Below are 24,152 nucleotides of genomic sequence, written 5' to 3' on the forward strand. Positions count from 1 at the left end.
AGGTGTTCGACGACTTCTGGGCCGCCAGCCGGTTCTCCCCGCTGCACCAACGCCGGCTCGGCGAACGGTTGCGCGACTTCCGCCCGCGGCCGCCGTTGATCGACCCGCTGGAGCTGCCCACCGCGCCCCGGCCGCTGCCGAAGCCCAAGGACCGGCTGCAGAAGCTGTTCCAGGCGCGGAGGAGCACGAGGGAGTTCGCTGGAAAACCCTTGACCGACAAGCAGCTCGGCACCGTCCTCGGCGCGCTGGGCGACAACAGCTTCCCGTCCGCCGGCGGCCTGAACCCGGTGCACTGCTACGCCTTCCACCACGGCCGCGCGGTTCGCTACGACATCCGCAGACACGCCCTCCAGGACATCGGCGCGGCCCCGGAGAACCTCGCCGAGATCCTCGGCACGCCGGAAGTGCCACCGCTCACGATCGTGCTGGTGTTAAAAGACAACGAGGCGTTCGAGAAATACGGAGAGCGAGCAGGACGGTTCGGCCTGATCGAGGTCGGCGCGGCCGCACAGAGCATCTGCCTCCGTTTGGCGGAGCAGAAACTCGGCGGCTATCTGCTCGGCGGAGTAGCGGACCACGAGATGCTTCACTCACTCGGCTTACCGCGCGAACTTCGCGTGGCCACAGCGATCGCATGCGGTCACACGATCACCTGACGTTCATCAGATCGTGTCTACCGAGGACAGACGATCACCCGCTACAACTGGCGAGACCCTGCTCACACTCTCCGAGGAGCTCGCCATGTCGAAGACCCTGCGTTCGGCATTCGTGGGTGCCGCCGCGACCCTGTCCCTGATCTTCACCGGCGCTCCGGCTCAGGCCGTGAACATCGTCGCGGTGACCGACGACTACCTCTTCACGAAGACACTCAGCCAGTTCAAGACACTCCGCGCTCAACAGCCCCACGCGGGCCAGCTCGACTGGTCGTCCGACGGCTGCTCGTACTCGCCGGACAACCCCTTCGGCTTCAAGTTCCTGCCCGCCTGCCACCGGCACGACTTCGGCTACCGCAACTACAAGCGCCAGTCCCGGTTCAACGAGACCACGCGGCTGAGCATCGACAAGAACTTCAAGTCCGACATGTACAAGCAGTGCGACGGCAACTGGGCGTGCAAGCGCACCGCCGACATCTACTACAAGGCCGTGCGCGAGTTCGGCGCGAGCGCGGCGTCCACCGCGAGCAGCATCGAGCAGGCGAGCATCCAGCAGGCCGGCCTGAAGTAGAACTCAGCAGTAGAACTCAGTCCTCGTCGTCGCCGGCGGGGCCGCCTCCACGCATCAGGTAGATCACGGACTCGAGCTCGTCCGGCTTGATCAGCACCTCACGTGCCTTCGAGCCCTCGGACGGACCGACCACGCCGCGGGTCTCCAGCAGGTCCATGAGGCGCCCCGCCTTCGCGAACCCGACGCGGAGCTTGCGCTGCAGCATCGACGTCGAACCGAACTGCGACGTGACGATCAGTTCGGTCGCCTGCACCAGCAGCTCCAGGTCGTCGCCGATGTCGGCGTCGATCTCCTTCTTCTCGCCGGCCTTCTGCGCCGTGACGCCGTCGGTGTACTCGGGCTGGGCCTGGTTCTTGGTGAACTCGACGATCGAGGAGATCTCCTCGTCGCCGACGAACGCGCCCTGGATGCGCACCGGCTTCGAGGCGCCCATCGGCAGGTACAGGGCGTCGCCCATGCCGATCAGCTTCTCCGCGCCCGGCTGGTCCAGGATGACCCGCGAGTCCGTCAACGACGACGTCGCGAACGCCAGCCGCGACGGCACGTTGGTCTTGATCAGGCCGGTGACGACGTCGACGGACGGTCGCTGCGTGGCCAGCACCAGGTGGATGCCCGCCGCACGCGCCTTCTGCGTGATGCGCACGATCGCGTCTTCCACGTCGCGCGGCGCGGTCATCATCAGGTCGGCGAGCTCGTCGACGATCGCCATGATGTACGGGTACGGGCGGTAGACGCGTTCGGATCCCGGCGGCGCGGTGATCTCGCCGGACTTCACCTTGCGGTTGAAGTCGTCGACGTGGCGCACCCGGTTGACCTGCATGTCCTGGTAGCGCTGTTCCATCTCCTCGACGAGCCACGCCAGCGCCGCCGCGGCCTTCTTCGGCTGCGTGATGATCGGCGTGATCAGGTGCGGGATGCCCTCGTACGGCGTCAGTTCGACCATCTTCGGGTCGATGAGGATCATCCGGACCTCGTCCGGCGTCGCGCGGGCCAGCAGCGACACCAGCATCGAGTTCACGAACGACGACTTGCCGGAACCCGTGGAGCCCGCGACCAGCAGGTGCGGCATCTTCGTCAGGTTCGCGGTGACCATGTGGCCCTCGATGTCCTTGCCGAGGCCGATCACCATCGGGTGCGTGTCCTTGACCGTGGACGGCGCGCGCAGCACGTCGCCGAGGCGCACCATCTCGCGGTCGCTGTTCGGCACCTCGATGCCGACCGCCGACTTGCCCGGGATCGGGGCCAGCAGGCGCACGTTGTCCGTCGCCACGGCGTACGCGATGTTCTTGGTCAGCGCGGTGATCTTCTCGACCTTCACGCCGGGGCCGAGCTCGACCTCGTACCGGGTGACCGTCGGGCCGCGGGTGAAGCCGGTGACCTGGGCGTCGATCGAGAACTGGTCCAGCACGCCGGAGATCGCCTCGATCATGAGGTCGTTCGCCTTGCTGCGGGTCTTCGGCGCGTCGCCGTCCTTGAGCACGTCCGGCGGCGGCAGCTGGTACTCGCCGTCGACCGCGCGCACGACCATCGCCGGAGCGGCGGCCTTCTCCTTCTTCGCCGCGGGCTTCGGCGCGGGTTCGGGCTCCTCCAACGGGAGTTCGGCCTGCGGCTCTTCCTCGTCCGGTACCTGAGCCTGGCGACGGCGCGACGGACGGCGCAGGCGAACCGGCTTCGGCTCCTCTTCCTGCTCCTCGTCCGCGGCAGGCTCTTCGTCCTTCGTGCCGGGGTGCAGCAGCGAGCGAATGCGTTCGGGTGCCTGGCGGATCGGCGTGTGCGTCACGACCAGCAGGCCGTATCCGAAGATCAGGAACAGCAACGGCCCGGCGACCCACGGCGTGAGGCCCTGCGCGAGGAACCCACCGGCGAGATAGCCGAGGGCGCCACCGGCGGAGCGGCGTTCGAGCGGGTCCATCGGCAGGCCGCCGATGAGGTGGAACATGCCGAGCACGCCGATCATCATCAGCAACGAGCCGATGATCAGCCGCGGCCGCGCGTCGGGCTTCGGGTCGGTGCGCATCAACGTCACGCCGATGCCGAGCAGCACGACCGGCACGATCACCGCGGGGAACCCGACGGAGCTGCGCACGGCGACGTCGACCCACTGCCCGACCGGTCCGCCGGCCTGCCACCACACGCCGGCGCCGGTGATGAACGCGAGCGCGATCAGCAACAGCCCGAGACCGTCACGACGATGTTCGGGGTCGAGGTCCTTGGTACGGCTGACCGTGCGCACGAGGCTGCCGACACCACGCCCCAAAGCGCCCCACACCGCGCTGATCGCGCCACTGCTCTTGTGGGGAGCGGGCTTTCTGGACGCGGTGGATCGCGCCCGCGGCTTGGCTGGTGCTTTGCCGCGTGACGTGGTCTTTCGTGAAGTCCCTGTGCGCCCGGCCATGTGTATAAGGTAGTCCCTCGCGTCTCACCAGCCCCGTTTGCAACTGGGACGCGTGCGAAATCCCATGGTTCCCCGAATCCTGCACGGTGTCGTTCCGACACGCCGTACGCTGCCCCGCGTGTCCACACCGCTCTTCTGGCGCGTGCTCATGGCGATCGACCGTGGCTTCGTCGCGCTGACCGGCAAGCTCGAGGTGTCCGGTGACGTTCCACCGGAGTTGCTCGGCAAGCCGTTGTTGCTGGCTTCCAACCACATCGGCAACCTCGACCCGTTCGTGCTCATCGCCGCGTGTCGCCAAGCGGGCATCAACCCGCGTTTCATGCTCGCCGGCGGCCTGCTCGACGCGCCGATCATGGGCCCGGCCCTGAAGGCGTGCGGCCACCTGCGGGTCGATCGGCGGTCGGCGAACGTCGGCGAGGCGATGCACCGCGCCGTCGAGGCGTTGCAGAAGGGCGGCGACCCGATCGCCGTCTACCCCGAGGGCAAGATCACCCTGGACCCCGGCATGTGGCCGGAGCGCGGCAAGACCGGCGTCGCCAGGATGGCGCTGGGCGGCGGCATCCCGGTGATCCCGATCAGCCAGTGGGGTGCGCACGAGGCCGTGTATTGGGGCAACCTGCACGTGTCCGGCTGGAGGGACTTCCTGCCGTACCTGACGTCGTGGCTGTCCGCGGTCCGCAGGCGGCCGACGTTCAAGGTCCACTTCGGCAAGCCGGTCGAGCTGTCCGACCTGAAGGCCGACACCATGGGCGACGCCCGGCGGGCCCACGAGCGGATCATGACCGCGATCACCGAGGGCTTGGTGCCGCTGCGTCTCGACGAGCCGGACGTGCCGCGCTTCCACGACCCGACGCGTCCGACGACCGGTTCCTCCCCCTGGCGGCCCGCCTGATCGAGTAGGCGATCACCGTGATCAGCATCAGGAACGGTGCCGGGCTGCTGGTGGAGAGCCCGATCACGAGATCACCCAGCGGGACGACGAGGGCCAGCACGAACGCCTTGCTGCTCGCCGTGGGCAGCTTGACCTTCGGGTCCGCCCACGGCGTGCGCCCCCACGGTTTGGCGACGCTGAGCCAGGTCTGGAACGAGAACGCGCTGATCATGCACGCGGTGCCGATGGGCATCCACACGTCGACGTGGCCGTTCGCCGCGGCTTCGAGCCGGTCGCTCAGGATGAAGATGCCGACGTAGAGCTGGACCACGGTGATCGCGAACTTCCCGAGCACCCACCAGTGCTTGAAGTAGCCCCACGGCGTCGTCGCGCTGAGCATCATGCCGGTGAACGCGCTGGCGGCTCCCATGAACGCGAGCACGTGGTGGTCGAGCACGCGCGCCATCCTGAACGCGTTGACGTCACCGGTGTTGAGGCCGTAGAGCAGCAACGCGAACAACGCCACGGCTTGACTGAGCCAGCCGACGGACGTCACGACGTGCAGCCACACCACCAGGGTTCGCAAACGCTTCTGCATGACCTGTAGCTTGCCTACACATCGCGACGACCACATCAGGGATGACCCCTACTCGGAAACGCGCTCCAGCCACTCGCCCATGAGCGCGTCGAACAGCACTGGTTGTTCGATCTGCAGGTTGTGCCCAGCGGTGTCCAAGACGGCGAACGACGCGTACGGGTAGTGCGGCAGCAACGCGTACACGTCCTCGTACCCGGTGATGTTGTCCTGGCGACCGGTGAGGAACAGCGCCGGCCGCTCGTACGTCCCCAGCTCCGGCCCGTCCGACAGCTCCCACCTGGCCTGGATCCGCGCCATCGCCTCGCGGTCCGCGATCTCCAGACCGGGCAGGACCTCCTCCGCGAAACGCCGCGCGGTCTCGGCCGTCCGCACCACGGCCATGCCGTCGAACTGCGCGGCCAGGCCGGGATCGAGCTCAACGCCGTCCGACCGGCGCACCTCGAACCGCGGCACCGTCCGGTCTGCCGCGTGCACCTTCGTGCCGGTCGGGCAGATGAGGGCCAGTCCGCGCACCTGCTCCGGCCGCCGGTGCGCCAACGCCCGTCCCAGGTAGCCGCCGTAGGACTCGCCGATCACCAGGAACGGCTCGGCGCCGATCTCCGCGGCCACGAAATCTTCCAGTGCCGCGACCACGTCGTCGCTGGACATCACCGCGCCGGCCGGCGACTTCCCCATCGCCGGCAGGTCGGGGTACAGGCGCCGGTAGCCGGGCCTGGTCGCGAAGACCGGTTCCAGGCAGCCGAGCATCAGGCGGTGGTCAGGGGTCCAGCCGTGAATGGCGAGCACCGGGATGCCCGCGCCGAGTTCTGCGAAATGCACACCGCAGTTCTATGCCAGTTCGTGCAGCCGTGCGCGCACTTCCGGCGTAAGAGGATGGTCGTAGTCCTCATAGATCGTCAACGCTTCCAGCAGGTGTGTCCGCGCCACGTCCGGCTGCCCGACACTCGTCTCCCCCAGGCCGTGCAACGCCTCCGCGAGGCTCTTGCGGTCGCCGAGCACGCGCAGGAACTCCAGTGCGTGCCGGAACGAGTCGCGCGACTCGACGCGCTGACCGAGTTTGCACTGCGCCCAGCCGATGCTGACCAGCGCCATCGCCTTGCCGTGCACCGCGTCGTGCGAGTCCATCAGCTCGAACGCCCTGCGCGCCGACGCCAGCGACGCCTCGTGCTGACCGGCCGAACGCAGGATGTCGCTCAGGAACAGCCTGGTGCCGCCCTCGCCGAACCACGAGCCGACCTCGGCGTGCCGGGTCAGGGCCTCGCTGAACCGGTCGACGGCCAGGTCGAACTGGCGCAGGCCGCCGTACGCCATGCCCAGCCCGGTGAGGCTCCACGCGGCACCGACGCGGTCGTCGATCTCGCTGCGGATCTGCAACGCGCGATCGAACAGTTCGAGCGCGTCGGCGAACCGCTGACCTCGGTAAGCCGCAAGACCCTGGCCGTGCACCGCCCACGCGCGGGCAGCCTGGTTGCCGTCACGGGCGGCCGTGCGTTCGGCGACGCGATACGTGCGGGTCCACTCGTCCAGTGCGCTGGAGACGATGAAGTAGTTCCACAGCGCCAACGGGATCTGCCACGCGACGGGGGAATGCTCGTCCTCGGCGAGACGCGTCACGGCCAGCAGGTTCGAGGACTCGGTGCGGCACCAGGTGAACGCGTCGTCGTGCGAGGTGAAGTCCTGAGTGGACAGTGGCGGTAGCAGGAACGCCGGGTGGTCCGGGGGTGCGATGACGGTGCCGGCCGCGTTCGCGGTGTCGAAGTACCACGCCAGTAATCGTTTCAGCGCCTCGTCGCGGCCGTCCGCCGACTCCTCGGTGGCGCTGAGTTCCGTGGCGTACAGGCGAAGCAGGTCGTGCAGGCGGAACCGGCCGCGCGCGACCTCCTCGATCATGTGCCCGCCGGCCAGCACGTCGACCAACGTCCGTGCGCGTGACACCGGCACTCCGGCCACCGCGGCGACGGCGTTCAGGCTGATCTCCGCGCCCGGATGCAGGCCGATGAGCCGGAACATCCGTGCGGCGTCGGGTTTCAGCGCCAGGTACGACCACGAGAACGCCGCGCGCACGGCCGTGTCCTCGTCGTCGCCGGTCGCCAGCACGTTCAACCGGTCGCGCTCGTCGGCGAGGTCGCCGGCCAGGTCGGCCAGCGTCAGATGTGGCCGCGTGACAACGCGTTCGGCCGCGATCCGCACCGCCAGCGGCAGATGCCCGCACAGTTCCACGAGCTTGGCCGCGGCGACCGGTTCGGCGGCGACGCGGTCGGGGCCCACCGCGGACGTCAGCAGCGCCAGCCCCTCGTCCCGCGTCAGCGTCGACAACGTCAGCGAGTGCGCGCCATCTCGCGCCACCAGCCCGCCGAGGTGGTTGCGCGAGGTCACCAGGACCATCGACGTCGACCGGCCCGGCAGCAGCGGACGCACCTGCTCCGCCAGCCGGGCGTTGTCGAGCAGCACCAGCACCCGTTTGCCCGCCAGCACACTCCGGTACAGCGCGGACTTCGCGGGCAGGTCGTCCGGGATGCGTTCGGCCGGCACGCCGAGGCTCTGCAGCAACTGGTGCAACGCGGCGGCGGGCTGCACCGGCGGTGACGACGCGTCGAACCCGCGCAGGTCGACGTGCAACTGCCCGTCGGGGAACCGCGAGGCCACCTGGTGCGCGAACCGGACGGCGAGCGCGGTCTTGCCGACGCCACCGGTGCCGGTGATCGCGACCAGCACCGGGGAATGGTCGTGCGGAACGACTTCGGCGAGCTTCGCGAGTTCCTTCTCACGGCCGGTGAAGTCGCGGATCTCGTGCGGCAGCTGGACCGGGACCAGCACGGGCGCCGCGGGTTCCGGCTGCGGTTCGTGCCTGCCCACCAGCACCTGCTCGTGAAGCTGGCGCAGTTCCGGGCCGGGCTCGATGCCGAGCTCCTCGATCAGCAACCGGCGCAGGTCCGTGTACACGGCGAGCGCCTCGGCCTGCCTGCCGCCGCGGTACAGCGCGGACATCAGCAGACCGTGCAGCCGCTCCCGCAACGGATGCGCGCTGACCAACGTCGTGAGTTCGCCCGCCACCTCTGTTTCACGCCCGACGGACAGCATCAACGCCGCACGCTGCTCCACGGCCGTGAGTCGCAGTTCAGCGAGGCGCGCGCGTTCGACCGCGGCGAACGGCCCGGGCACGCCGTCCAGAGCGATGCCCCGCCACAACCCCAGTGCGGCGTCGAAAGCGCTGATGGCCTCGGCGGGCTGACCGCGCAACCGGCCTGCCTCGTCCAGGTGCGCGCGGAACCTGGCCGCGTCCGAACCGGCGGACGGGAGCCTCAGCAGATATCCAGCGTCCGTGGAGAGCAGCACCGAACTCGGCGCGCGCGAGGCCCTGCCCGGTTCGAACAACCGCCGCAACCCGGCGACGTAGGTGTGGATGCCGTTGTCCGCGCTGGCGGGCGGATCGTCGCCCCACACGGCGTCGATCAGCTCACTGCGCGACACGACGTGGTTGGCCCTGAGGGCGAGCACCGCGAGCACAGCTCTCTGCCGCGGCGGACCCAGGGTGAGCTCCTGACCGTCCACCGTTGCCGCGAGCGCGCCCAGCAGACTGACGCGCAACTCGTTCTGCACCCTGATTCTCACTTCGTCGCTGTCCGCAGTCACCTAGCAACCTACCGTCAGTTTTCGTCCAGAGACCATCCAGAGTCCGTGCAGAGGGGTTCTCCACACTTCACATCAGGTGGATTGGGCCGAAATGAGGGGGCGGCGATGAACGCGGCCGATGTCTTCGACACACTGGGGCTGGAATACCAACGCGCTTGGTCGCACCAGCCCGCACTGCACGGCACCCTGGCCTGGTTCGCCGCGACCCAGCCGTCGGGCTCGCGGGTGCTCGACATCGGTTGCGGCACCGGCGTTCCGGTGGCCCGCACCCTCGCCAAGGCCGGCATGAAGGTCACCGGCCTCGACGTCTCCCCGGTGATGGTCGACATCGCGACCGAACAGGTCCCGGAGGCGACGTTCCACAAGATCGACATCCGCGACTTCGAGTCACCCCCCGGTTCGTGGGACGTCATCTGCGCCGTCTTCTCGTTGCTGCAGATGTCCCAGGCGGAGATCATCCAGACCCTCGACAACGTCTCCACCTGGTTGCGCCCCGGCGGACACTTCTTCCTCGCCACCGTCGCGATCGACGTCGAGCAGGTCACGCTGCCCTGGATGGGCCAGGAGATCGTGGTGTCCTCGTTCTCCGAGGAGAACTTCGAGGAGCACCTCGGCAACGTGGGCCTGCGGGTCGTGCGCCGGAGCAGGCCGGTCTTCACCGCGTCCTACCCCGGCGCCATGCCCGAGGAGTCGCTGCACCTGGTGTGCCAGCGCCCCTGACCGCATTCGACTCAGTGCTGCTCGGCCAGCGCGCGGCCGATGAAGTGCGCTGACAGCAGGGCGAAGATGTACGCCTGCAGCACCTGCACCAGCGCCTCCAGGAAGAACAGCCCGATCGCGAGCGCGAACCCCAGCAACGACACCGGCTTGAGGTAGATCGGCGCCTCCAGCAGCAAGAACTCGCTGCCGAGCGTGAACACCAGGATCAGCAGGTGGCCCGCGAACATCGCCGCGAACACCCGGATCGCGAGGTTCAGCGGGTCGAAGAAGAACTTCAGGATGACCTCGGTCGGGATCAGCAGACCCCACAGCACCGGCTTCGGCACTCCCGCGATGATGAACTGGTTGCGCAGGTAGCCCTTGAGGCCGAACTTCCGGATGCCCACGAAGTGGTACAGCGGGAAGATGATGATCAGGGCCACCGCGAACGGGAACCCGAAGTGCGTGAACGTCGGGAACTGCACGAGCGGGATCAACCCGAAGACGTTGTTGACCAGCACGAAGCAGAAGATGCTGACGATCAGCGGCACGTACGGCGCGAACTCCTTCGCGCCGATCTGCTCCCGCGCGATGGTGTTGCGGCCGAAGTCGTAGACCGACTCGGCGGCGAACTGCCACCTGGACGGGATCAGCTTGAGGTTCCTGGTGGTGACCAGGAAGAACGTCAGGATGATGACCACCGACAGGACCAGCAGGACGTGCGGCTTGGTCACGGCGATGTCGATCGGCAGTCCGAACGGATCATGCCATTCGAAGATCGGTGGAAGCAGAATGTCTTCTTTGCCCGGTGGGTTGAAGACGACATCATCGGCCATGAGGCGACCCCCTCGTCCATGGTCTGGAACCAAACCTTAGCGGACGAGGGGGGCGCAGATCACAGCAGGGTCACACCGGGATGACCGTGGGGACGATCATCGGGCGGCGCCGGTAGGTCTCGGCGACCCAGCGACCCACGACCCGGCGCACGGCCTGTGCGATGCGGTGCGTGTCCGCGATGCCCTCGGCCTCGGTCCGCGCCAGCTCCATCTCCACCAGCGGCACCACGGCTTCCAACGCCTTGGGGTCGTCGGAGAAGCCACGCCCGGAGATCGTCGGCGACGTCACCGCGCGCCCGGTGGTCCGGTCGATGGCGACCGAGATCGAGATGAACCCGCCCTCGCCCAGCACCAGCCGGTCGGACAGCGTCGACTCGCCGACGTCGCCCACGGACAACCCGTCGACGTAGACGTGGCCGACCACAACACGTCCGGACACCGCCGCCTTGCCGTCGACGAGGTCCACGACGACACCGTCCTCGGCGATCACGACGTGATCCTCGGCAACGCCCGTGGCGACCGCGAGAGCCGCGTTGGCCCGCAAGTGCCTCCACTCGCCGTGCACCGGCATCACGTTCGACGGCCGGACGGCGTTGTAGAGGAACAGCAGCTCGCCGGCCGGTGAGTGACCGGAGACGTGCACCTTGGCGTTGCCCTGGTGCACCACGGTCGCGCCGAGCTTGGCGAGGCCGTTGACCACGTTGAAGACCGCGTTCTCGTTGCCGGGGATCAGCGACGACGCCAGGATCACCGTGTCGCCCTCGCGGATCGAGATCTGGCGGTGCTCGCCGCGAGCCATGCGGGACAGCGCCGACAGCGGTTCGCCCTGCGATCCGGTGGAGACGAAGATGACCTCGTCCTCCTCCATCCGCATGGCGACGTCGAGGTCGACGAACAGCCCGTCCGGCACGTTCAGGAAGCCGAGCTCGGACGCGATGCCCATGTTGCGCACCATCGAGCGGCCGACGAACGCGATCTTGCGCTTGTACTGCACGGCGACGTCGAGGACCTGCTGCACGCGGTGCACGTGCGAGGCGAAGCACGCGACGATGACGCGCTGGTCGGCCTTGCGGATGACGTTCTCCAGCACCGGGCCGATCTCGCGCTCGGGCACCACGAAACCGGGCACCTCGGCGTTGGTCGAGTCGACCAGGAACAGGTCCACGCCCTCGTCGCCGAGGCGCGAGAAGCCCGCCAGGTCGGTCAGGCGGCCGTCCAGGGGCAGCTGGTCCAGCTTGATGTCACCGGTGTGCAGCACCAGACCGGCCGACGTCCTGATCGCGACGGCCAGAGCGTCCGGGATCGAGTGGTTGACGGCGAAGAACTCGAGCTCGAACGGCCCGAACGAGCGCCGCTCCCCCTCCTTCACCTCGACCAGCCGCGGGTTCTGGCGGTGTTCCTTGCACTTGGCCGCGAGCAGCGCCAGCGTGAAGCGGGAGCCCACGACCGGCAGGTCGGGGCGCAGCTTCAGCAGGAACGGCACCGCGCCGATGTGGTCCTCGTGCCCGTGGGTGAGCACGATGGCTTCGATGTCGTCGAGCCTGTCCTCGATGGCGCGGAAGTCGGGCAGGATCAGGTCCACGCCCGGTTGATCGTCTTCGGGGAACAGAACGCCGCAGTCCACCACGAGCAGCCGGCCGGCGTGCTCGAAGACGGTCATGTTGCGGCCGACCTCGCCAATTCCGCCGAGTGCGACGACGCGGAGGCCGCCTTCCGGCAGTGGGGGCGGCAGTTCGGTCGATTGGGTCACGCGTTGACTCCCAGTTCGGCCGCGATGGCCTCGATGTCCTCGGCCGCGGCGGGCACCAGCGGCAGACGTGGGTCGCCCACGTCCAGTCCGCGCAGGCGCAGTGCGGCCTTCGTGTACGTCACGCCGGGAACCCGGCGGAATGGTCGCAGCAGCGGCAGCAGCGACTCGTGGATTTCCTTTGCCCGGACCACGTCTCCGGATTCATACGATTCAACGAGATCCCGCAGGCGGTCGGCCGCGAGGTGGCCGATGACGCTCACGAACCCGACGGCGCCCACGGACAGCCACGGCAGGTTCAGCGGGTCGTCGCCCGAGTAGTAGGCGAGGTCGGTGCTCGCGATCACCCGGCTGCCGGCGTGCAGGTCGCCCTTGGCGTCCTTCACGGCCAGGATCCGCGGGTGTTCCGACAGCCGCAGCAGGGTGTCGACCTCGATCGGCACGACCGCGCGCGGCGGGATGTCGTAGAGCATCACCGGCAGTTCCGAAGCGTCGGCGACGGCGGTGAAGTGCGCGAGCAGGCCCTCCTGCGGCGGCCGCGAGTAGTACGGCGTCACGACCAACGCGCCGTGCGCGCCGGCCTTCTCGGCCTGTTGCACCAGGTGGATGCTGTGCGCGGTGTCGTAGGTACCCGCGCCCGCGACCACGGTGGCGCGGTCGCCGACGGCTTCGACCACGGCGGTGATCAGCGCCGCCTTCTCGCGGTCGGTCGTCGTCGGGCTCTCCCCGGTCGTGCCGTTCACGACCAGGCCGTCGTTGCCCAGGTCCACCAGGTGTTTCGCCAGTTCCTGCGCCTTGGCGAGGTCGACCTCGCCACGCGCGTCGAACGGCGTGACCATGGCGGTGAGAACGCGGCCGAACGGGCGGTTCGGCCCTGCGTAGGGGCTTCCGGGCATGCGCAGAAACTACCCGAGTTCACACACTTCGGTTCAACGACCGCACGCGTTCGACCGCGTCGGCGTCCCCGCTGTATTCCACGCGGACCTGCTCGCGCCCGAACGCGAGCATCACCAGCTCGGCCACCTCACCCGTGATCACCACGCCGTTCGCCCCCGGCTTGGCGACGATGTGCTCGCCATCAGGCCGCACCAGGGTCACGCCGACCGGCGACGACTTGTAGGTGAACTTCGCGGTGAACGGCAGGAACTTCCACAGCACGTGCTCGCGCTTGCCGTCGTGCGGCCGCGGTTCCCAGCCGGCCTGGGCCCGCCGCACGTCCTCGTGGTGCACGAAGTACTCGGTGGTGTTGATGTACGAGTCGACGGGCTGGATCCAGAACGGCGGCGTGCGCACCAGGTCCAGGAGCTCGCTCCAGGCCTTGTGCGCGTAGTCGGCCTGGACCTTCTCCGCCCACCTCGCGAACGGCTTCAGCAGGATGCCCGGCGCGGTGTCCGGGCGCCGTTCGCGGATCGCGAGGTGCGCGGCCAGGTCCCTGTTCGTCCAGGTGCCGCACAACGTGGGCGCGTCCGGGCCGAGCTCGGTCATCAGGTCGACGAGCGCCTTGCGTTCGTCTCGGGCAACACTCACCCGGCCATTCCACCACAGGCCGGTCAGGACTCGTTCGGCTTGTAGCAGTCCTTGAAGCCGTCCGGCTTGGCCGAGTTGTCGGCGAGCAGCTTGACCACCTGGTCGCGGTTCAGGTTCTCCGGGTATCCCGGCCAGTCCGGTTCCTGCCCCTTGACGTGCAGTTCGTCCAGCCAGTAGCCCGACTGGCCGGAGCTCTTGGCGAACTCCAGGTCGCAGCCCTTCACACGCACGACCACCTCGATGGTGCTCGACGAGGACTTGATCGTGCGCTTGCCCACCTTCTTGGACTTCTTCGACTTCTCCGTGCTCGGCTCGCCGGGGTTGCTGAAGCCGGCGGCCTTGAGCTCGGAGACGAACTTGTCCTCGTTGCTGGCGCAGGCGGACAGGGCCGCCGCACAACCGAGGGCCAGCAGGACGGAAACGATCCTTCTCTTCACGCCTGGCAGATTAGTTGTCCTTCTTCGCGCTGATGGTGCTGTTCATCTGACTGCCGTCTTTTTTGTTCGCCACGCAGTAGATGCGGCGCTGCGCGTTGTCGTTCTTGTCCTTCTGCCACGCCGTGTTCGTGGGGATCAACGTGGTGAGCTTGAGCTTGCCGCCGTCCTTGACCCACTGCGACTTCAGCGTCAGCTCGCACCGGGCCACACCGAGGCTCGTCAGCGCCTCGACGCCGGGGTAGGCCGAGTCGGGCAGGCTCGAGCTGATCGGCAGCGTCTCGACGACGTCGAACACCTCGAAGTCGTGCGGCTTGTCGCACTCCTCGCGGGTGTCCGAGTCAAGTTGCTTGGTCGGCGCGACCTGGCCGTTGCCGCACACGTTCTCGGAGAGGCCGAAGACCGGGATCTCGCCACCCTCGCCGTAGGTCAGCGTGTTGCTGCCACTGCCACCGGGCGCCGTGAACCAGCTGTGCGCGTAGATGCCGCCGGTGAACGCGGCCGCGGCGATGGCCACGGCACCGACGAGCGCGAGGATGCGGTTGCGCTTCTTCTTCGCGGGGTTGACGGCCTGCGTCTGCTGGTACTGCTGCGTGGCCTGGGGCGGGATCCCGGTGGGCGGCGTCGGCTGGTTGCCGATGCTGCCCAGCATCGCGCGGGCCTGCGGGCCGGACAGCCGGGCGTTCGGGTCGGCGATCAGCAGACCGGTGATCACCGCGCTGAGCACGCCGGTCGCGCGGGTGAGCCGCGGGGTCTCGCTCATGATCGCGTGCAGCGTCGAGGCCGTGGAGGAGCGCTCGAACGGGCTCCAGCCCTCGACGGCGTAGCAGAGGGTCGCGCCCAGCGCCCACAGGTCGGACGCGGGGCCCGCCTCGTGGCCGTGGATGCGTTCCGGCGCCATGTACGCAGGCGAGCCGATGAGGCTGCCGCTGGTGGTCAGGCGCGGGTCGTCGACGGCCTGGGCGATGCCGAAGTCGGTGAGCTTGAGCTTGCCGTCCGGGCGGATCATCAGGTTGCCGGGCTTGACGTCGCGGTGCACGATCCCGGACTGGTGCGCGGTCTCCAGCGCGGTCAACGCCTGCAGCGCGATCGACACGACCTGGTTCGGTGGCATCGGGCCGTGCGCGCTGATCAACGTCGAGAGCGTGGCCGCCTCGACCAGCTCCATGATGATGTACGTCGTGCCGTTCTCGTTGATCGCGTCGTACACGGTCACGATGGCGGGGTCGTTGAGCTTGCCGGCGGTGCGCGCCTCACGCAGAGCGCGCTCTTCGAGCACACGGCGTTCCTCGTGCGCGATGCCGTCCGGCAGGTGCAGTTCCTTGACGGCGACGAACCGTCCGATGTGACGGTCCTGAGCGCGCCACACGATGCCCATGCCACCGCGGCCCAGCTCGGCCACCAGGGCGTACCTGCCGGCGATGACGCGCGGTTCGACTGCCTGTCCGTGCAACGTGCGCTCCTACAACTGGTGAGCCGGGGGGCGTTGACGGTACTTGAGACCGTCCAGTTGGAGGATCGGTTCCTACGCTTCCGGCGCTACAACCAGTTCGTGACCTGCGGCACGCAACGCGAGCACGGCGCGACCGAGGTCCGTGTGCTTCACGAGCAGGTGGTCCGTGTCGTAAGTGGACAGCGCGAACAGCGAGACGCCCGCCGCGGCGAGTTCACCCGCGAGCGCGGCCATGATGCCGGTGAGGGTGAACTCCAGCGGCCCGCGCACGGTGAGCAGCCGCCAGCCCTTCTCGGCCGTGTCACCGGCGAGGGCGAACGACGACGGCGCGATGACCGACACCTCGTCCGGGGTCCTGGTCACGGAGACCAGCACGTCGGTCAGGTCGAGCAGCCCGGCGGGGAGCGGGGCGTCCGCTGCCAGGCGTGTGACCGTGTATTCGCCGGGCCGGACGTCCACGATGAGCCGCTTCATTTGAAATCCTCTGAGCAGGCCCCGTCCTTCAGGGCGGGGAGGAATCGGGCCTTGCGCTGCAGGCAGGGACGTCCGTTTCGCGGTCATGGCGAAACGACATCGACCACCCGACGCAAGGTGTTATACAACGGTTCGCCAATCTGTGAACGGTGAACACGCTGGTGAAGCGGTCCTTCAAGTACCGCTTCTATCCGACCGAAGCGCAGGCAGCGGAACTGTCGCGGACGTTCGGGTGTGTCCGCAAGGTCTACAACATGGCGCTGCAAGCTCGAACCGAGGCTTGGACGCTGCGCGGGGAACGGCTCGACTACAACGCAACGTCGGCGATGCTGACCACTTGGAAACGTACTGAGGAACTGTCGTTTCTCAACGAAGTGTCGTCGGTGCCACTGCAGCAGTCGCTGCGGCACCTGCAGAAGGCGTGCTTCCGCTTCTGGGCCAAGCGCGCGAAGTATCCGCGATTCAAGTCGTGCAAGAGGTCCCGCGCATCGGCGGAGTACACGCGATCGGCATTCCGCTTCCGCGATGGCGCGCTGACGCTGGCGAAGATGCGCGAGCCGTTGGACATCCGCTGGTCGCGGCCGCTGCCCGAAGGAGCGATGCCCTCGACCGTGACCGTGTCGCGCGACCCGGCCGAACGCTGGTTCGTTTCCCTGCGATACGAAGACTCCAGCGCAAGGCAACTGCCCCTCACCGATACAGCGGTCGGCATCGACGTCGGTCTCAACCACCTGCTCACGCTCTCGACAGGGGAGAAGATCGCCAACCCTCGACATCAGCGCCGAGACCACCTGCACAAGATCACCACTCGGCTCGTGCGTGAGAACCAAACGCTCGTGATCGAGGATCTGACCGTCCGCAACATGGTCAAGAACCGGACACTGGCCCACGCCATCTCTGATGCGAGCTGGGCGGAGATCCGGAGCATGCTGAAGTACAAGGCAGCGTGGTACGGCCGGAGTGTGATCGCGGTTGATCGCTGGCTCCCGTCGTCCAAACTGTGCTCGGTCTGCGGCGCGCTCGCTGCGGCGATGCCGTTGCGTGTCCGTACGTGGACCTGCAGTTGCGATGCGACCCATGACCGGGACGTGAACGCGGCACGCAACATTCTGGCCGCCGGGCTGGCGGCGACGGTCTGTGGAGCCGATGTAAGACCTCAACGGAACACTCCGGGCGGGCAGTCGGCAGCGAAGCAGAAAGCCTCACAGCGTGAGCCGTGGGACTCGCCTTGTTCTCAAGGGAGAGGAAGCCAAGGCGTCAGCCTTCAACCACCAGTGGGCTGGAAGCAACTTCTGTGCCGTCCGGGAGTGTCGAGATGACGAAGTCCGCGAACGCGTTCGGGGCCGCCTTGATCAGTTCGCGCAGGCAGGCCACCGCGAGCTCGCGCAGTTCGACGTTGATGTGCTCGGTCGCGCGCATCGCGATGAAGTGCCGCCACGAGCGGTAGTTGCCCGTCACGACGATCTCGGTGCCGGTGGCGTTGGGCAGCACGGACCGTGCGATCTGCCGCGCGCGTCGCCCGTTGACGGACTTTTCGAGGCTCTGCACCAGGTCCTCGTACGCCTTGAGACTCGCTTCGGTCGCCGCGACGAACCGGGCGTGCAGTTCCGGGTCCTTCGCGATCAGCTCCGGCTCCACGACGTCGGTCGGGTCGGTGCGCTGGGACAGCTGCGAGTACGAGAAGTGCCGGTGCCGGATCAGCTCGTGGGTGAGCGAGCGGGGCAGCTCGGTCAGGTAGAGCGACGCGCTGCCGTGTTCGAACGCGGCGAGGTGCCCGACGTCGAGCAGGTGGTGCAGGAACGTCGCGTTGGTGTTCGTCATGGGGTTCGAGCGGTCCCACGACTGGTAGCAGGCCCGGCCGGCGAACTCGACGAGCGCCGCGCCGCCGTCCGCGTCGGTCGTCCACGGCACGTCGTCCGGCGGGATGAACTCGGTCTTGGCCACCAAACGCACTCTCGGCATACGTGGAGACATTATCTGACAGTTGCGCGACGCCAGTCGTGACGTCATAGTGGTGTCATGGATCTGTCGCCGTACATCGCGTCACTGCGCGAGGACCTGGCGACGGCCGCATCAGCGGGGGACGAGAACACCCGTCGAACGGCCGCCGCGTTGTCCGCAGCGCTCGAGCCAGCCGCGCGACTGGCAATCATGAACGCACTGTCGGACCTGGCCGCGGAGGTCACCGCCTCCCTGGAAGGCCAGGTCGTGGAGGTTCGCCTGGCGGGCCGGGACGTCCAGGTGGTCGTCACGGGCTCCGCCGAACCGGAGCCGGAGCCCTCCCCGCGTCACGAGATGCCCAATTTTGGCGCCGGTGACGCCACGGGTGACATCAGCCGCATCACCCTGCGCATGATCAACGAGCTCAAGTCGAAGGCCGAGGCCGCCGCGGCGGCCCAGGGCGTGTCGCTGAACTCGTTCATCCAGCAGGCCGTGGGTGGCGCGGTGCACGGCAAGCACAAACATCAGCACAAGGGGTGGAGCGGAAACGCCGGCTCGGGCTCGCGCGTCCGCGGATGGGTGCAGGGGTGAGCGGGATGACCGAACCGACTTCCGAACCGACCGGTGTGGTGCGCCAGCAGAGCTTCGAGTTCGCGGGCATCGCCGAGATCGACATCTCGCTGGTCAGCGGCCGGGTGCAGGTGCACCTCGTCGACGCGCCGGGCGTGCACGTCGAGGTGCGGCACGACCCGACCGCGGGCAACTCGTGGACCGAAGGTCTGTCCAGCGTGCTGAGCTGGGTCAGCGGCCAGTTCGGCCCGGACAAGACCGCGGCTGCGGCAGGCCCGGAGGAGGCCGTCCGCGAGGCACGCGTCGAACTGCTGGGCAACCGCTTGCGCATCGAGTCGTCCAAAGCACTGCCGTTGCGCGCCGTGCCGCTCTCGGTGGTGGTGACGGCACCCGTGGGTTCGCACGTCTCGTCACGGACCGGTGCTGCTGACGTCATGGTGACGGGCGGTGCGGGCCGGTTGGACCTGAACACCGGCACGGGCACGGTGTCCGCGGACCGGGCGACCGGCGAGGCCAAGGTGAACTCGGGCGCCGGAACCGTGCGCCTGGGCACGATGCTCGGCGCGCTGAAGGCCAAGACCGGCAGCGGTGACGTCGAGGTGTCGTCGGTGGGCGGCACCACCACGCTGATCACCGGCACCGGTGACGTGTGGCTGGGGGCCGTGCAGGGCAACGTCCAGGTCCGCACCGGCAGCGGTGACCTCACCGTGGCCGACGCGGCGTCCGGCGAGATCCAGCTCGGCACCGGCTCCGGCCACATCCGCGTCGGCATCCGCCAGGGCACCCTCGCCCGCATCGACCTGGTCTCCACCTCCGGCACGGCCCGCAGCGACTTCGAGGTCTCCTCACAACCGCTGGGCGACGCCCCCCTGACCATCACCGGCCGCACCGGCAGCGGCAACGCCTTGGTCACCGCCGCCACAAACTGACCGGGGGGTCGGGTTAGAAAGTCACGCGGGGCCCTTTCGTACTAACACACAGTACGAAAGGGCCCCGCGTGCCGAAAAGCAACGGGGGTCAGGGCTCCTGGAAGGGTTTGGAGCCGCCGGGGACGTCGTCCGGGAAGAGCGGGCACTGGGTCTCACCGGTCAGGAACCGCCTGATGAAGGTCGAGAAGTTGCCGTCGTACGACCAGCTCTGCCGCAGGTCCGTGATCACCACGGTCCACTCGTCCGGCTCGCCTCGCGTGTACCAGAGGCAGTGATCGCCGCCCAGTGTTGTGCCCCAGGGCAACAGGCCCGGCCGTTCCGGGTGCACGCGGAGTCCGGGTTGCCGGCGCAGCGCCCGCAGCAGCTTGGGCGCCTGCGCCATCCAGTTCATGAACCCGGCGCGTGCCGTGGGGTGCAGGATCCGGACGTAACCGCCCACTACCAGGGGTGGATAGGCCTCGGCGAGATGCACGAAGTCGCTGGGAAGCGCCGTACCGGCCCGTGCTTTGACCGCGTCCCAGTCAACCGGGTCCGGACGCCGTTCGGGCGCTCCCAGCAGATCGATCCACTCGTCAGGCGGCACCGTTCACCTCCGTGACCCTCAAGCATCGCCTGCGGCACTCGGGATTCGGTTGTACCGCAGTCCATCGACGACCAGTGAGACAACGGCGTCGAACGCGTCCTGAATGTGAGGATTTCCCCACTCCTGGGCGTGGGCCGGGTGGTGGAACTTCTCGGTCGCGTCCCACACCGCCTGCGCCGCTGTCGGCACGTCGTCGGTCACGAACTCCTGGGTTTCCACTCCCGCCGAAATGATGCGCGCGACCTGCCCCACGAGGTATCCGACGTGGTACTCGGGGATGTTCTTGCTCTCGCTGACCAGCACCCGGAACGTCGCGAACAGCTCGGGTTCGTCGACGTGCGAGCGCCGCTTGCGGTCGAAGAGCTTCTGCAACCAGGCCCGCAACGTCTCCGCGGCGGTGAGGTCCAGGTCGAACACCGACTCCATGTCCTCGTGGATCGCGTCGAGCCAGCGCCGCGTCACGGCCTCCCGCAACGCGGCCTTGGTCGGGAAGTGGCGGTAGACGCTGCCGTGGCTGACCCCGAGCGCCTTGGCGACGTCGACCACCGTCGCCTTGGCCGGGCCGTACCGGCGCAGCACCTCTTCGGTCGCCGCGAGGATGGCCTCCCCGGTCAACGCCTCCGCCACGTCACTCACCTCTCGCTGTCCAGCGCGGCCATCTGCGCGGCCGCGTACCGCGTGCCCGCAACGGCCCCGACAGGGACAACAGCCTCGATCTCCTGCAGTTCCCGCTCGGTGAACGTCACGTCGACGGCACCGATCGCCTCGTTCAGCCTCGCACGCTTGGTCGTGCCGACGAGAGGCACCACGTCCTCCCCGCGCGCCGCGACCCACGCGATCGCGAGTTGCGCGACTGTGACGCCCTTGTTCTCCGCGATCTCGTTGAGCTTCTGGATCAGGGCGAGGTTCTGGGTGAGGTTGTCCCCCTGGAACCGCGGCGTGTGGCCGCGCCAGTCGTCGGAACCGATGACGGGCGGCGTCGCGGAGATCAGGCCGCGGCCCAGCACGCTGTAGGCCGTGATGCTGATGCCGAGCTCACGCGTGGTCTGCAGGATCTCCCTCTCGACACCGCGCTCCAGCACCGAGTACTCGATCTGCAGGTCCACGATCGGGTGGACGGCGTGCGCCCGGCGGATGGTCTCCGCGCCGACCTCCGACAGGCCGATGTGCCGGACGCGCCCCTTTTCGATCTGCTCGGCGATACCGCCGATGGTGTCCTCGATCGGCACGGACGGGTCGAGCCGCGCCGGCCGGTAGATGTCCACGTGGTCGGTGCCGAGCCGCTCCAGCGAGTACGCCAGGAAGTTGGCCGCGGCGTTCGGGCGCGTGTCGAACCCGACGAACGCGCCGTCGGCGTCCCGCATGCCACCGAACTTGACGCTGAGCTGCACCTCGTCCCGACGGCCCTCGATCGCCTCGCGGATCAGCAGCTCGTTGTGGCCCATGCCGTAGAAGTCACCGGTGTCGAGCAGCGTGACACCCGCGTCCATCGCCGCGCGGATGGTCGCGATGCTCTCGGCGCGGTCGGCCGGACCGTAGCTGTGGGACATGCCCATGCAGCCCAGCCCGATGGCGGACACGACCGGGCCGGTGGCTCCGAGCTGACGCTTCTGCATTTCTAACCCCTTCGTCTCTGCGGTGGCTCCACCATGCCCAATGGACTGACAGATTTCAATATCTGTCAGTCCATCTTTGTCCGCTCGATTGACAAAATAGTTTTGAACGTTCAAAGTGTTTTTTGCGATGAGAGACGTGATCTATCTGGACCGGATGGAGCAGGCCGAGACCCTGCTCAAGCCGCAGCGCGTGGAGGTGCTGCGGCAGCTCGCCGCGCCGCGCTCGTGCACCGAGGTCGCCGAGGTGCTCGACCAGACGCCGCAACGCGTGCACTACCACGTGAAACAGCTGGTCAAGGCCGGTCTCGCCACCCAGGTCGCCGAGCGCAAGGTGCGCGGCGTCCAGGAGGGCCTCTACCAGGCCGTCGCGCGGTCGTACTGGCTGTCGCCACGGCTGGTCGGCCGGATCGGGTCGCGCGACGAGCTGGCACTGGGGCACCTCGTCGACCTCGCCGAGCAGATCCAGGTCGACGTCGCGGCACTGGACCGCTCGAGCGAACTGCCGTCCGTGGGCGTGTCCGGCGAGATCCGGGTGCGGCCGGAAGACCGCCAGCAGTTCCTGGCCGAGCTCCAGACGACGTTGCAGGACCTCTTCACCCGATACGGCGGCGCGGAGGGGGATGCGTTCCGCATCGCGCTCGCCTGCTATCCCAAAGGAGACGATCGATGAGCACCGGAATTGTCCGCGTACGCACGTCCGCGCCTGTCGCGCGCATCTACGAGGCCCTGACCACCGCCGCGGGCCTGCGGACGTGGCTTGCCGAGCACGCCGCCGTGGACCTCGAACAGGGGACGTTCGAGTTCTGGGGGCGCTACACGCCGGACGGCGAGCGGGGACGGCAGAAGCTGCTGAGCGTGGACGACACGTCCGTGAGCTTCACCTGGTTCCTGTTCGACGAGGAGTACACGGTCTCGCTCGCCATCGAGCAGCGCGACGGCGAGACGGTGATCGCCATGACGCAGTCCCCGTACCCGTCCTGGGGCCTCGGGGACGACCACGCGGAGATCGTCCAGACGTTCTGGGCACTCGTGCTGGCGAACCTGGTCGAGCACGTCGAGGGCCGGCCGGTGTTCGGGTTCTGCGACTTCTCGACGCCGGAGCAACGGTTCGAGACCGACATCGCGGCGACGCCGAAGGCCATCATCGACGCGCTGACCGACCCCGACGTGTTCGCCCGGTGGTTCGGGGCGCGCATGGAGATCGAGCCGCACGTCGGCGGCCGGTGGACGATGGGAAGCCTCGAGTCCGACGAGACCCCGGCGAAGATCATCGCGCTGGACGAGGCGCACTTCGCGCTGGAGTTCCAGGAGGGCATGGTGGCGTCCTGGGAGCTGAAGGGCTCGGAAGGCAAGACGCACCTGACGTTCGTGCAGAGCGGCTTCGACACCTCACGGCCGCCGTACGGGCCTTGGCTGGGCTGGCTCAGCGGGTTCGCGGACCTCAAGCGCATGCTGGAGGTGCCGAACTGGCGGCCGATGTGGCACTCGATGGAGATGCCCGGCCTGCCCGACGGCGTGCTCACTCTCGAATGATCACCCGAACCAGGCCATGACCACGGCAGGTGAGGCCGCGAGGAAGCTGAACCGCGCGAAGCGGCCCACCATGCCGGTCACGATGAACATCGTGGTGGACATGCCCGCGAGCCCGGCGAGCACGCTCGTCGCCATGAACGGCGGCACCCCGACCAGCGCGCTCACCCCGTGGGTGCCGGCCATCCAGTTCGGATGCGCCTTGCACTTCACGTGGATCCAGTCACCCCACCGGTGCATCCGCGTGCCGGGACCGATCCACCGCCGGAACCTGCTCGGCTTGTCGCTGGGCTTGCGGCGCAGGAACTTCGGCAGGTGGATGTCGCCACGCGCCGCGTAGAAGTACACGAGCTTGCCCAGCACCTGGCCGACCGCCACCGCGAGGCCGACGATCCAGAACGACATGTCCGGCCAGCGCGCGCACATTCCCAGCACGAACATCTCGATGCTGATGAGGGGAACAACCGCTGAGCCGAACGCGACCCCGAAGATGAGGCCAACGAGGGCTAGCACCCGGCCGAGGTTACACAGGTCTCAGTCGTCGAGTCGGACAGCGAGCGGGCCGGACACCCGGATTTCGCGCAGCGGACGCCCGCCTGCGTCCAAAGTGCGCACCGTGCCGTCACCCGTCCAGCCCAGTCGTTCGTAGAAGTTCTTCGACGCCTTGTCGGCCTCCGGCACCCACGCGATCCCCCGCGTCGCACCGGTTTCCACGAGCCTTCTGGCAGCCTCCGCGACGAGCCGCGTGCCGTGCCCCCGCCGGCCCCAGCGCGGTTCCACCAGGACGCTGACCAGCGCCGTGGTCTCGGCGTCCGCCGGTAGCGTTCCGTCCGCCTTCGCCACCTCGTCGTCCGGAGCCTTGCTCGCCACGACGAACCCGACGGTCCACTCCCCCTCGGTCGCCTTGAGCACCGCACCCTGTTGGACAGCCAGCGCCCACGCCTCGTCGGTGTCCAGGGTGTCCAGCACTTCTTGCGGGAGGAGCTGGGCGTAGGCGAGCCGCCAGGTCTCCCGGTGGATGCGGACGATCTCCGAAAGATCAGCAGCGGTGGCGGTGTGCACGCCGGCGTCGGCCATAACCGCACCTTATCG

26 protein-coding genes are annotated in these 24,152 nt (G+C 68.2%); 9 read left to right on the forward strand and 17 right to left on the reverse strand.

The window, feature by feature from the left end; translation table 11 throughout:
• Positions 1-2: 2 nt before the first annotated feature.
• Together G7043_RS01040 and G7043_RS01045 are read left to right on the forward strand one after the other, a co-directional pair.
• A complete protein-coding gene (locus G7043_RS01040) occupies positions 3-656 on the forward strand; it encodes a nitroreductase family protein (RefSeq protein ID WP_166042894.1) in 654 nt (217 codons plus the stop codon).
• Between the two features lie 85 nt (positions 657-741).
• The gene (locus G7043_RS01045) at positions 742-1,224 is read left to right on the forward strand and encodes a phospholipase (protein WP_166042896.1); all 483 of its coding nucleotides are present in this window, start codon (positions 742-744) and stop codon (positions 1,222-1,224) included.
• A gap of 16 nt (positions 1,225-1,240) precedes the next feature.
• Here G7043_RS01045 and G7043_RS01050 read toward each other — a convergent pair whose 3' ends face one another.
• Positions 1,241-3,619: an FtsK/SpoIIIE family DNA translocase gene (locus G7043_RS01050; RefSeq protein ID WP_166042898.1), complete on the reverse strand. Its 2,379-nt coding sequence runs from the start codon at positions 3,617-3,619 to the stop codon at positions 1,241-1,243.
• A gap of 118 nt (positions 3,620-3,737) precedes the next feature.
• On the opposite strand from G7043_RS01050, the gene G7043_RS01055 reads away from it, so the two are divergent.
• Positions 3,738-4,511 (forward strand): lysophospholipid acyltransferase family protein, encoded by a 774-nt coding sequence (locus G7043_RS01055; protein ID WP_313887650.1) that lies wholly within the window; start codon positions 3,738-3,740, stop codon positions 4,509-4,511.
• On the opposite strand, the gene G7043_RS01060 is transcribed toward G7043_RS01055, so the two are convergent.
• The 3 genes from G7043_RS01060 to G7043_RS01070 are packed head-to-tail and all read right to left on the reverse strand — an operon-like array spanning position 4,408 to position 8,700.
• Positions 4,408-5,088, reverse strand: coding sequence for a hypothetical protein (locus tag G7043_RS01060; RefSeq protein WP_207310508.1), 681 nt, complete (start codon positions 5,086-5,088; stop codon positions 4,408-4,410). The genes G7043_RS01055 and G7043_RS01060 overlap by 104 nt on opposite strands.
• A gap of 48 nt (positions 5,089-5,136) precedes the next feature.
• Positions 5,137-5,907, reverse strand: a complete 771-nt coding sequence (locus G7043_RS01065; RefSeq protein ID WP_166042902.1) for an alpha/beta fold hydrolase — start codon at positions 5,905-5,907, stop codon at positions 5,137-5,139.
• Between the two features lie 9 nt (positions 5,908-5,916).
• On the reverse strand, positions 5,917-8,700 hold the full coding sequence (locus G7043_RS01070) for an AfsR/SARP family transcriptional regulator (RefSeq protein WP_166042904.1): 2,784 nt from the start codon (positions 8,698-8,700) through the stop codon (positions 5,917-5,919).
• Positions 8,701-8,826: 126 nt separating this feature from the next.
• Between G7043_RS01070 and G7043_RS01075 the strand changes: the two genes are divergently transcribed.
• Positions 8,827-9,441, forward strand: coding sequence for a class I SAM-dependent methyltransferase (locus tag G7043_RS01075; RefSeq protein ID WP_166042906.1), 615 nt, complete (start codon positions 8,827-8,829; stop codon positions 9,439-9,441).
• Positions 9,442-9,452: 11 nt separating this feature from the next.
• Here the strand turns inward: G7043_RS01075 and atpB are convergent, their stop codons facing one another.
• From atpB to G7043_RS01110, 7 genes are all read right to left on the reverse strand, one after another.
• Complete coding sequence (gene atpB, locus G7043_RS01080; protein ID WP_166042907.1) at positions 9,453-10,256, reverse strand: F0F1 ATP synthase subunit A; 804 nt, start codon at positions 10,254-10,256, stop codon at positions 9,453-9,455.
• Between the two features lie 70 nt (positions 10,257-10,326).
• A complete protein-coding gene (locus tag G7043_RS01085; protein ID WP_166042909.1) occupies positions 10,327-12,006 on the reverse strand; it encodes a ribonuclease J in 1,680 nt (559 codons plus the stop codon).
• Entirely contained in the window at positions 12,003-12,899 is an 897-nt protein-coding gene (dapA, locus tag G7043_RS01090; RefSeq protein ID WP_166042911.1) for a 4-hydroxy-tetrahydrodipicolinate synthase, read from the reverse strand. Before dapA ends, G7043_RS01085 begins: the two co-directional genes overlap by 4 nt.
• Before the next feature lie 19 nt (positions 12,900-12,918).
• A complete protein-coding gene (locus tag G7043_RS01095; protein WP_166042913.1) occupies positions 12,919-13,530 on the reverse strand; it encodes a TIGR03085 family metal-binding protein in 612 nt (203 codons plus the stop codon).
• Positions 13,531-13,553: 23 nt separating this feature from the next.
• Positions 13,554-13,967, reverse strand: coding sequence for a hypothetical protein (locus G7043_RS01100; RefSeq protein ID WP_166042915.1), 414 nt, complete (start codon positions 13,965-13,967; stop codon positions 13,554-13,556).
• Between the two features lie 10 nt (positions 13,968-13,977).
• Complete coding sequence (locus G7043_RS01105; protein WP_242641817.1) at positions 13,978-15,417, reverse strand: serine/threonine-protein kinase; 1,440 nt, start codon at positions 15,415-15,417, stop codon at positions 13,978-13,980.
• Between the two features lie 72 nt (positions 15,418-15,489).
• Positions 15,490-15,891, reverse strand: a complete 402-nt coding sequence (locus G7043_RS01110) for an ACT domain-containing protein (protein ID WP_166042917.1) — start codon at positions 15,889-15,891, stop codon at positions 15,490-15,492.
• A gap of 149 nt (positions 15,892-16,040) precedes the next feature.
• Here G7043_RS01110 and G7043_RS01115 point away from each other — a divergent pair, with 149 nt between their 5' ends.
• Positions 16,041-17,210 carry an RNA-guided endonuclease InsQ/TnpB family protein gene (locus G7043_RS01115; RefSeq protein ID WP_313887651.1) on the forward strand — a complete coding sequence of 390 codons (1,170 nt, stop codon included), beginning with the start codon at positions 16,041-16,043 and terminating at the stop codon, positions 17,208-17,210.
• On the opposite strand, the gene thyX is transcribed toward G7043_RS01115, so the two are convergent.
• Positions 17,149-17,853, reverse strand: coding sequence for an FAD-dependent thymidylate synthase (thyX, locus tag G7043_RS01120; protein ID WP_242641818.1), 705 nt, complete (start codon positions 17,851-17,853; stop codon positions 17,149-17,151). The genes G7043_RS01115 and thyX overlap by 62 nt on opposite strands.
• 57 nt (positions 17,854-17,910) lie before the next feature.
• On the opposite strand from thyX, the gene G7043_RS01125 reads away from it, so the two are divergent.
• On the forward strand, positions 17,911-18,423 hold the full coding sequence (locus G7043_RS01125) for a toxin-antitoxin system HicB family antitoxin (protein ID WP_166042921.1): 513 nt from the start codon (positions 17,911-17,913) through the stop codon (positions 18,421-18,423).
• Between the two features lie 5 nt (positions 18,424-18,428).
• Positions 18,429-19,331 carry a DUF4097 family beta strand repeat-containing protein gene (locus tag G7043_RS01130; protein ID WP_166042923.1) on the forward strand — a complete coding sequence of 301 codons (903 nt, stop codon included), beginning with the start codon at positions 18,429-18,431 and terminating at the stop codon, positions 19,329-19,331.
• Positions 19,332-19,419: 88 nt separating this feature from the next.
• Here the strand turns inward: G7043_RS01130 and G7043_RS01135 are convergent, their stop codons facing one another.
• The 3 genes from G7043_RS01135 to G7043_RS01145 are packed head-to-tail and all read right to left on the reverse strand — an operon-like array spanning position 19,420 to position 21,530.
• On the reverse strand, positions 19,420-19,914 hold the full coding sequence (locus tag G7043_RS01135) for a hypothetical protein (protein ID WP_166042925.1): 495 nt from the start codon (positions 19,912-19,914) through the stop codon (positions 19,420-19,422).
• An 18-nt stretch (positions 19,915-19,932) separates the two neighbouring features.
• Positions 19,933-20,541: a TetR family transcriptional regulator gene (locus G7043_RS01140; RefSeq protein ID WP_313887652.1), complete on the reverse strand. Its 609-nt coding sequence runs from the start codon at positions 20,539-20,541 to the stop codon at positions 19,933-19,935.
• A 5-nt stretch (positions 20,542-20,546) separates the two neighbouring features.
• A complete protein-coding gene (locus tag G7043_RS01145; protein ID WP_166042931.1) occupies positions 20,547-21,530 on the reverse strand; it encodes an aldo/keto reductase in 984 nt (327 codons plus the stop codon).
• Positions 21,531-21,657: 127 nt separating this feature from the next.
• Here G7043_RS01145 and G7043_RS01150 point away from each other — a divergent pair, with 127 nt between their 5' ends.
• Positions 21,658-22,200: a winged helix-turn-helix domain-containing protein gene (locus G7043_RS01150; RefSeq protein ID WP_166042933.1), complete on the forward strand. Its 543-nt coding sequence runs from the start codon at positions 21,658-21,660 to the stop codon at positions 22,198-22,200.
• Positions 22,197-23,063: an SRPBCC family protein gene (locus G7043_RS01155; RefSeq protein WP_166042936.1), complete on the forward strand. Its 867-nt coding sequence runs from the start codon at positions 22,197-22,199 to the stop codon at positions 23,061-23,063. Before G7043_RS01150 ends, G7043_RS01155 begins: the two co-directional genes overlap by 4 nt.
• Here G7043_RS01155 and G7043_RS01160 read toward each other — a convergent pair whose 3' ends face one another.
• Both G7043_RS01160 and G7043_RS01165 read right to left on the reverse strand, forming a co-directional pair.
• The gene (locus G7043_RS01160) at positions 23,064-23,573 is read right to left on the reverse strand and encodes a hypothetical protein (RefSeq protein WP_166042939.1); all 510 of its coding nucleotides are present in this window, start codon (positions 23,571-23,573) and stop codon (positions 23,064-23,066) included.
• Positions 23,574-23,594: 21 nt separating this feature from the next.
• Positions 23,595-24,137: a GNAT family N-acetyltransferase gene (locus tag G7043_RS01165; protein WP_166042941.1), complete on the reverse strand. Its 543-nt coding sequence runs from the start codon at positions 24,135-24,137 to the stop codon at positions 23,595-23,597.
• Positions 24,138-24,152 lie beyond the last annotated feature (15 nt).

Origin of the sequence: Lentzea alba, assembly GCF_011067745.1 — a bacterium.
Taxonomy (GTDB): domain Bacteria; phylum Actinomycetota; class Actinomycetes; order Mycobacteriales; family Pseudonocardiaceae; genus Lentzea; species Lentzea alba.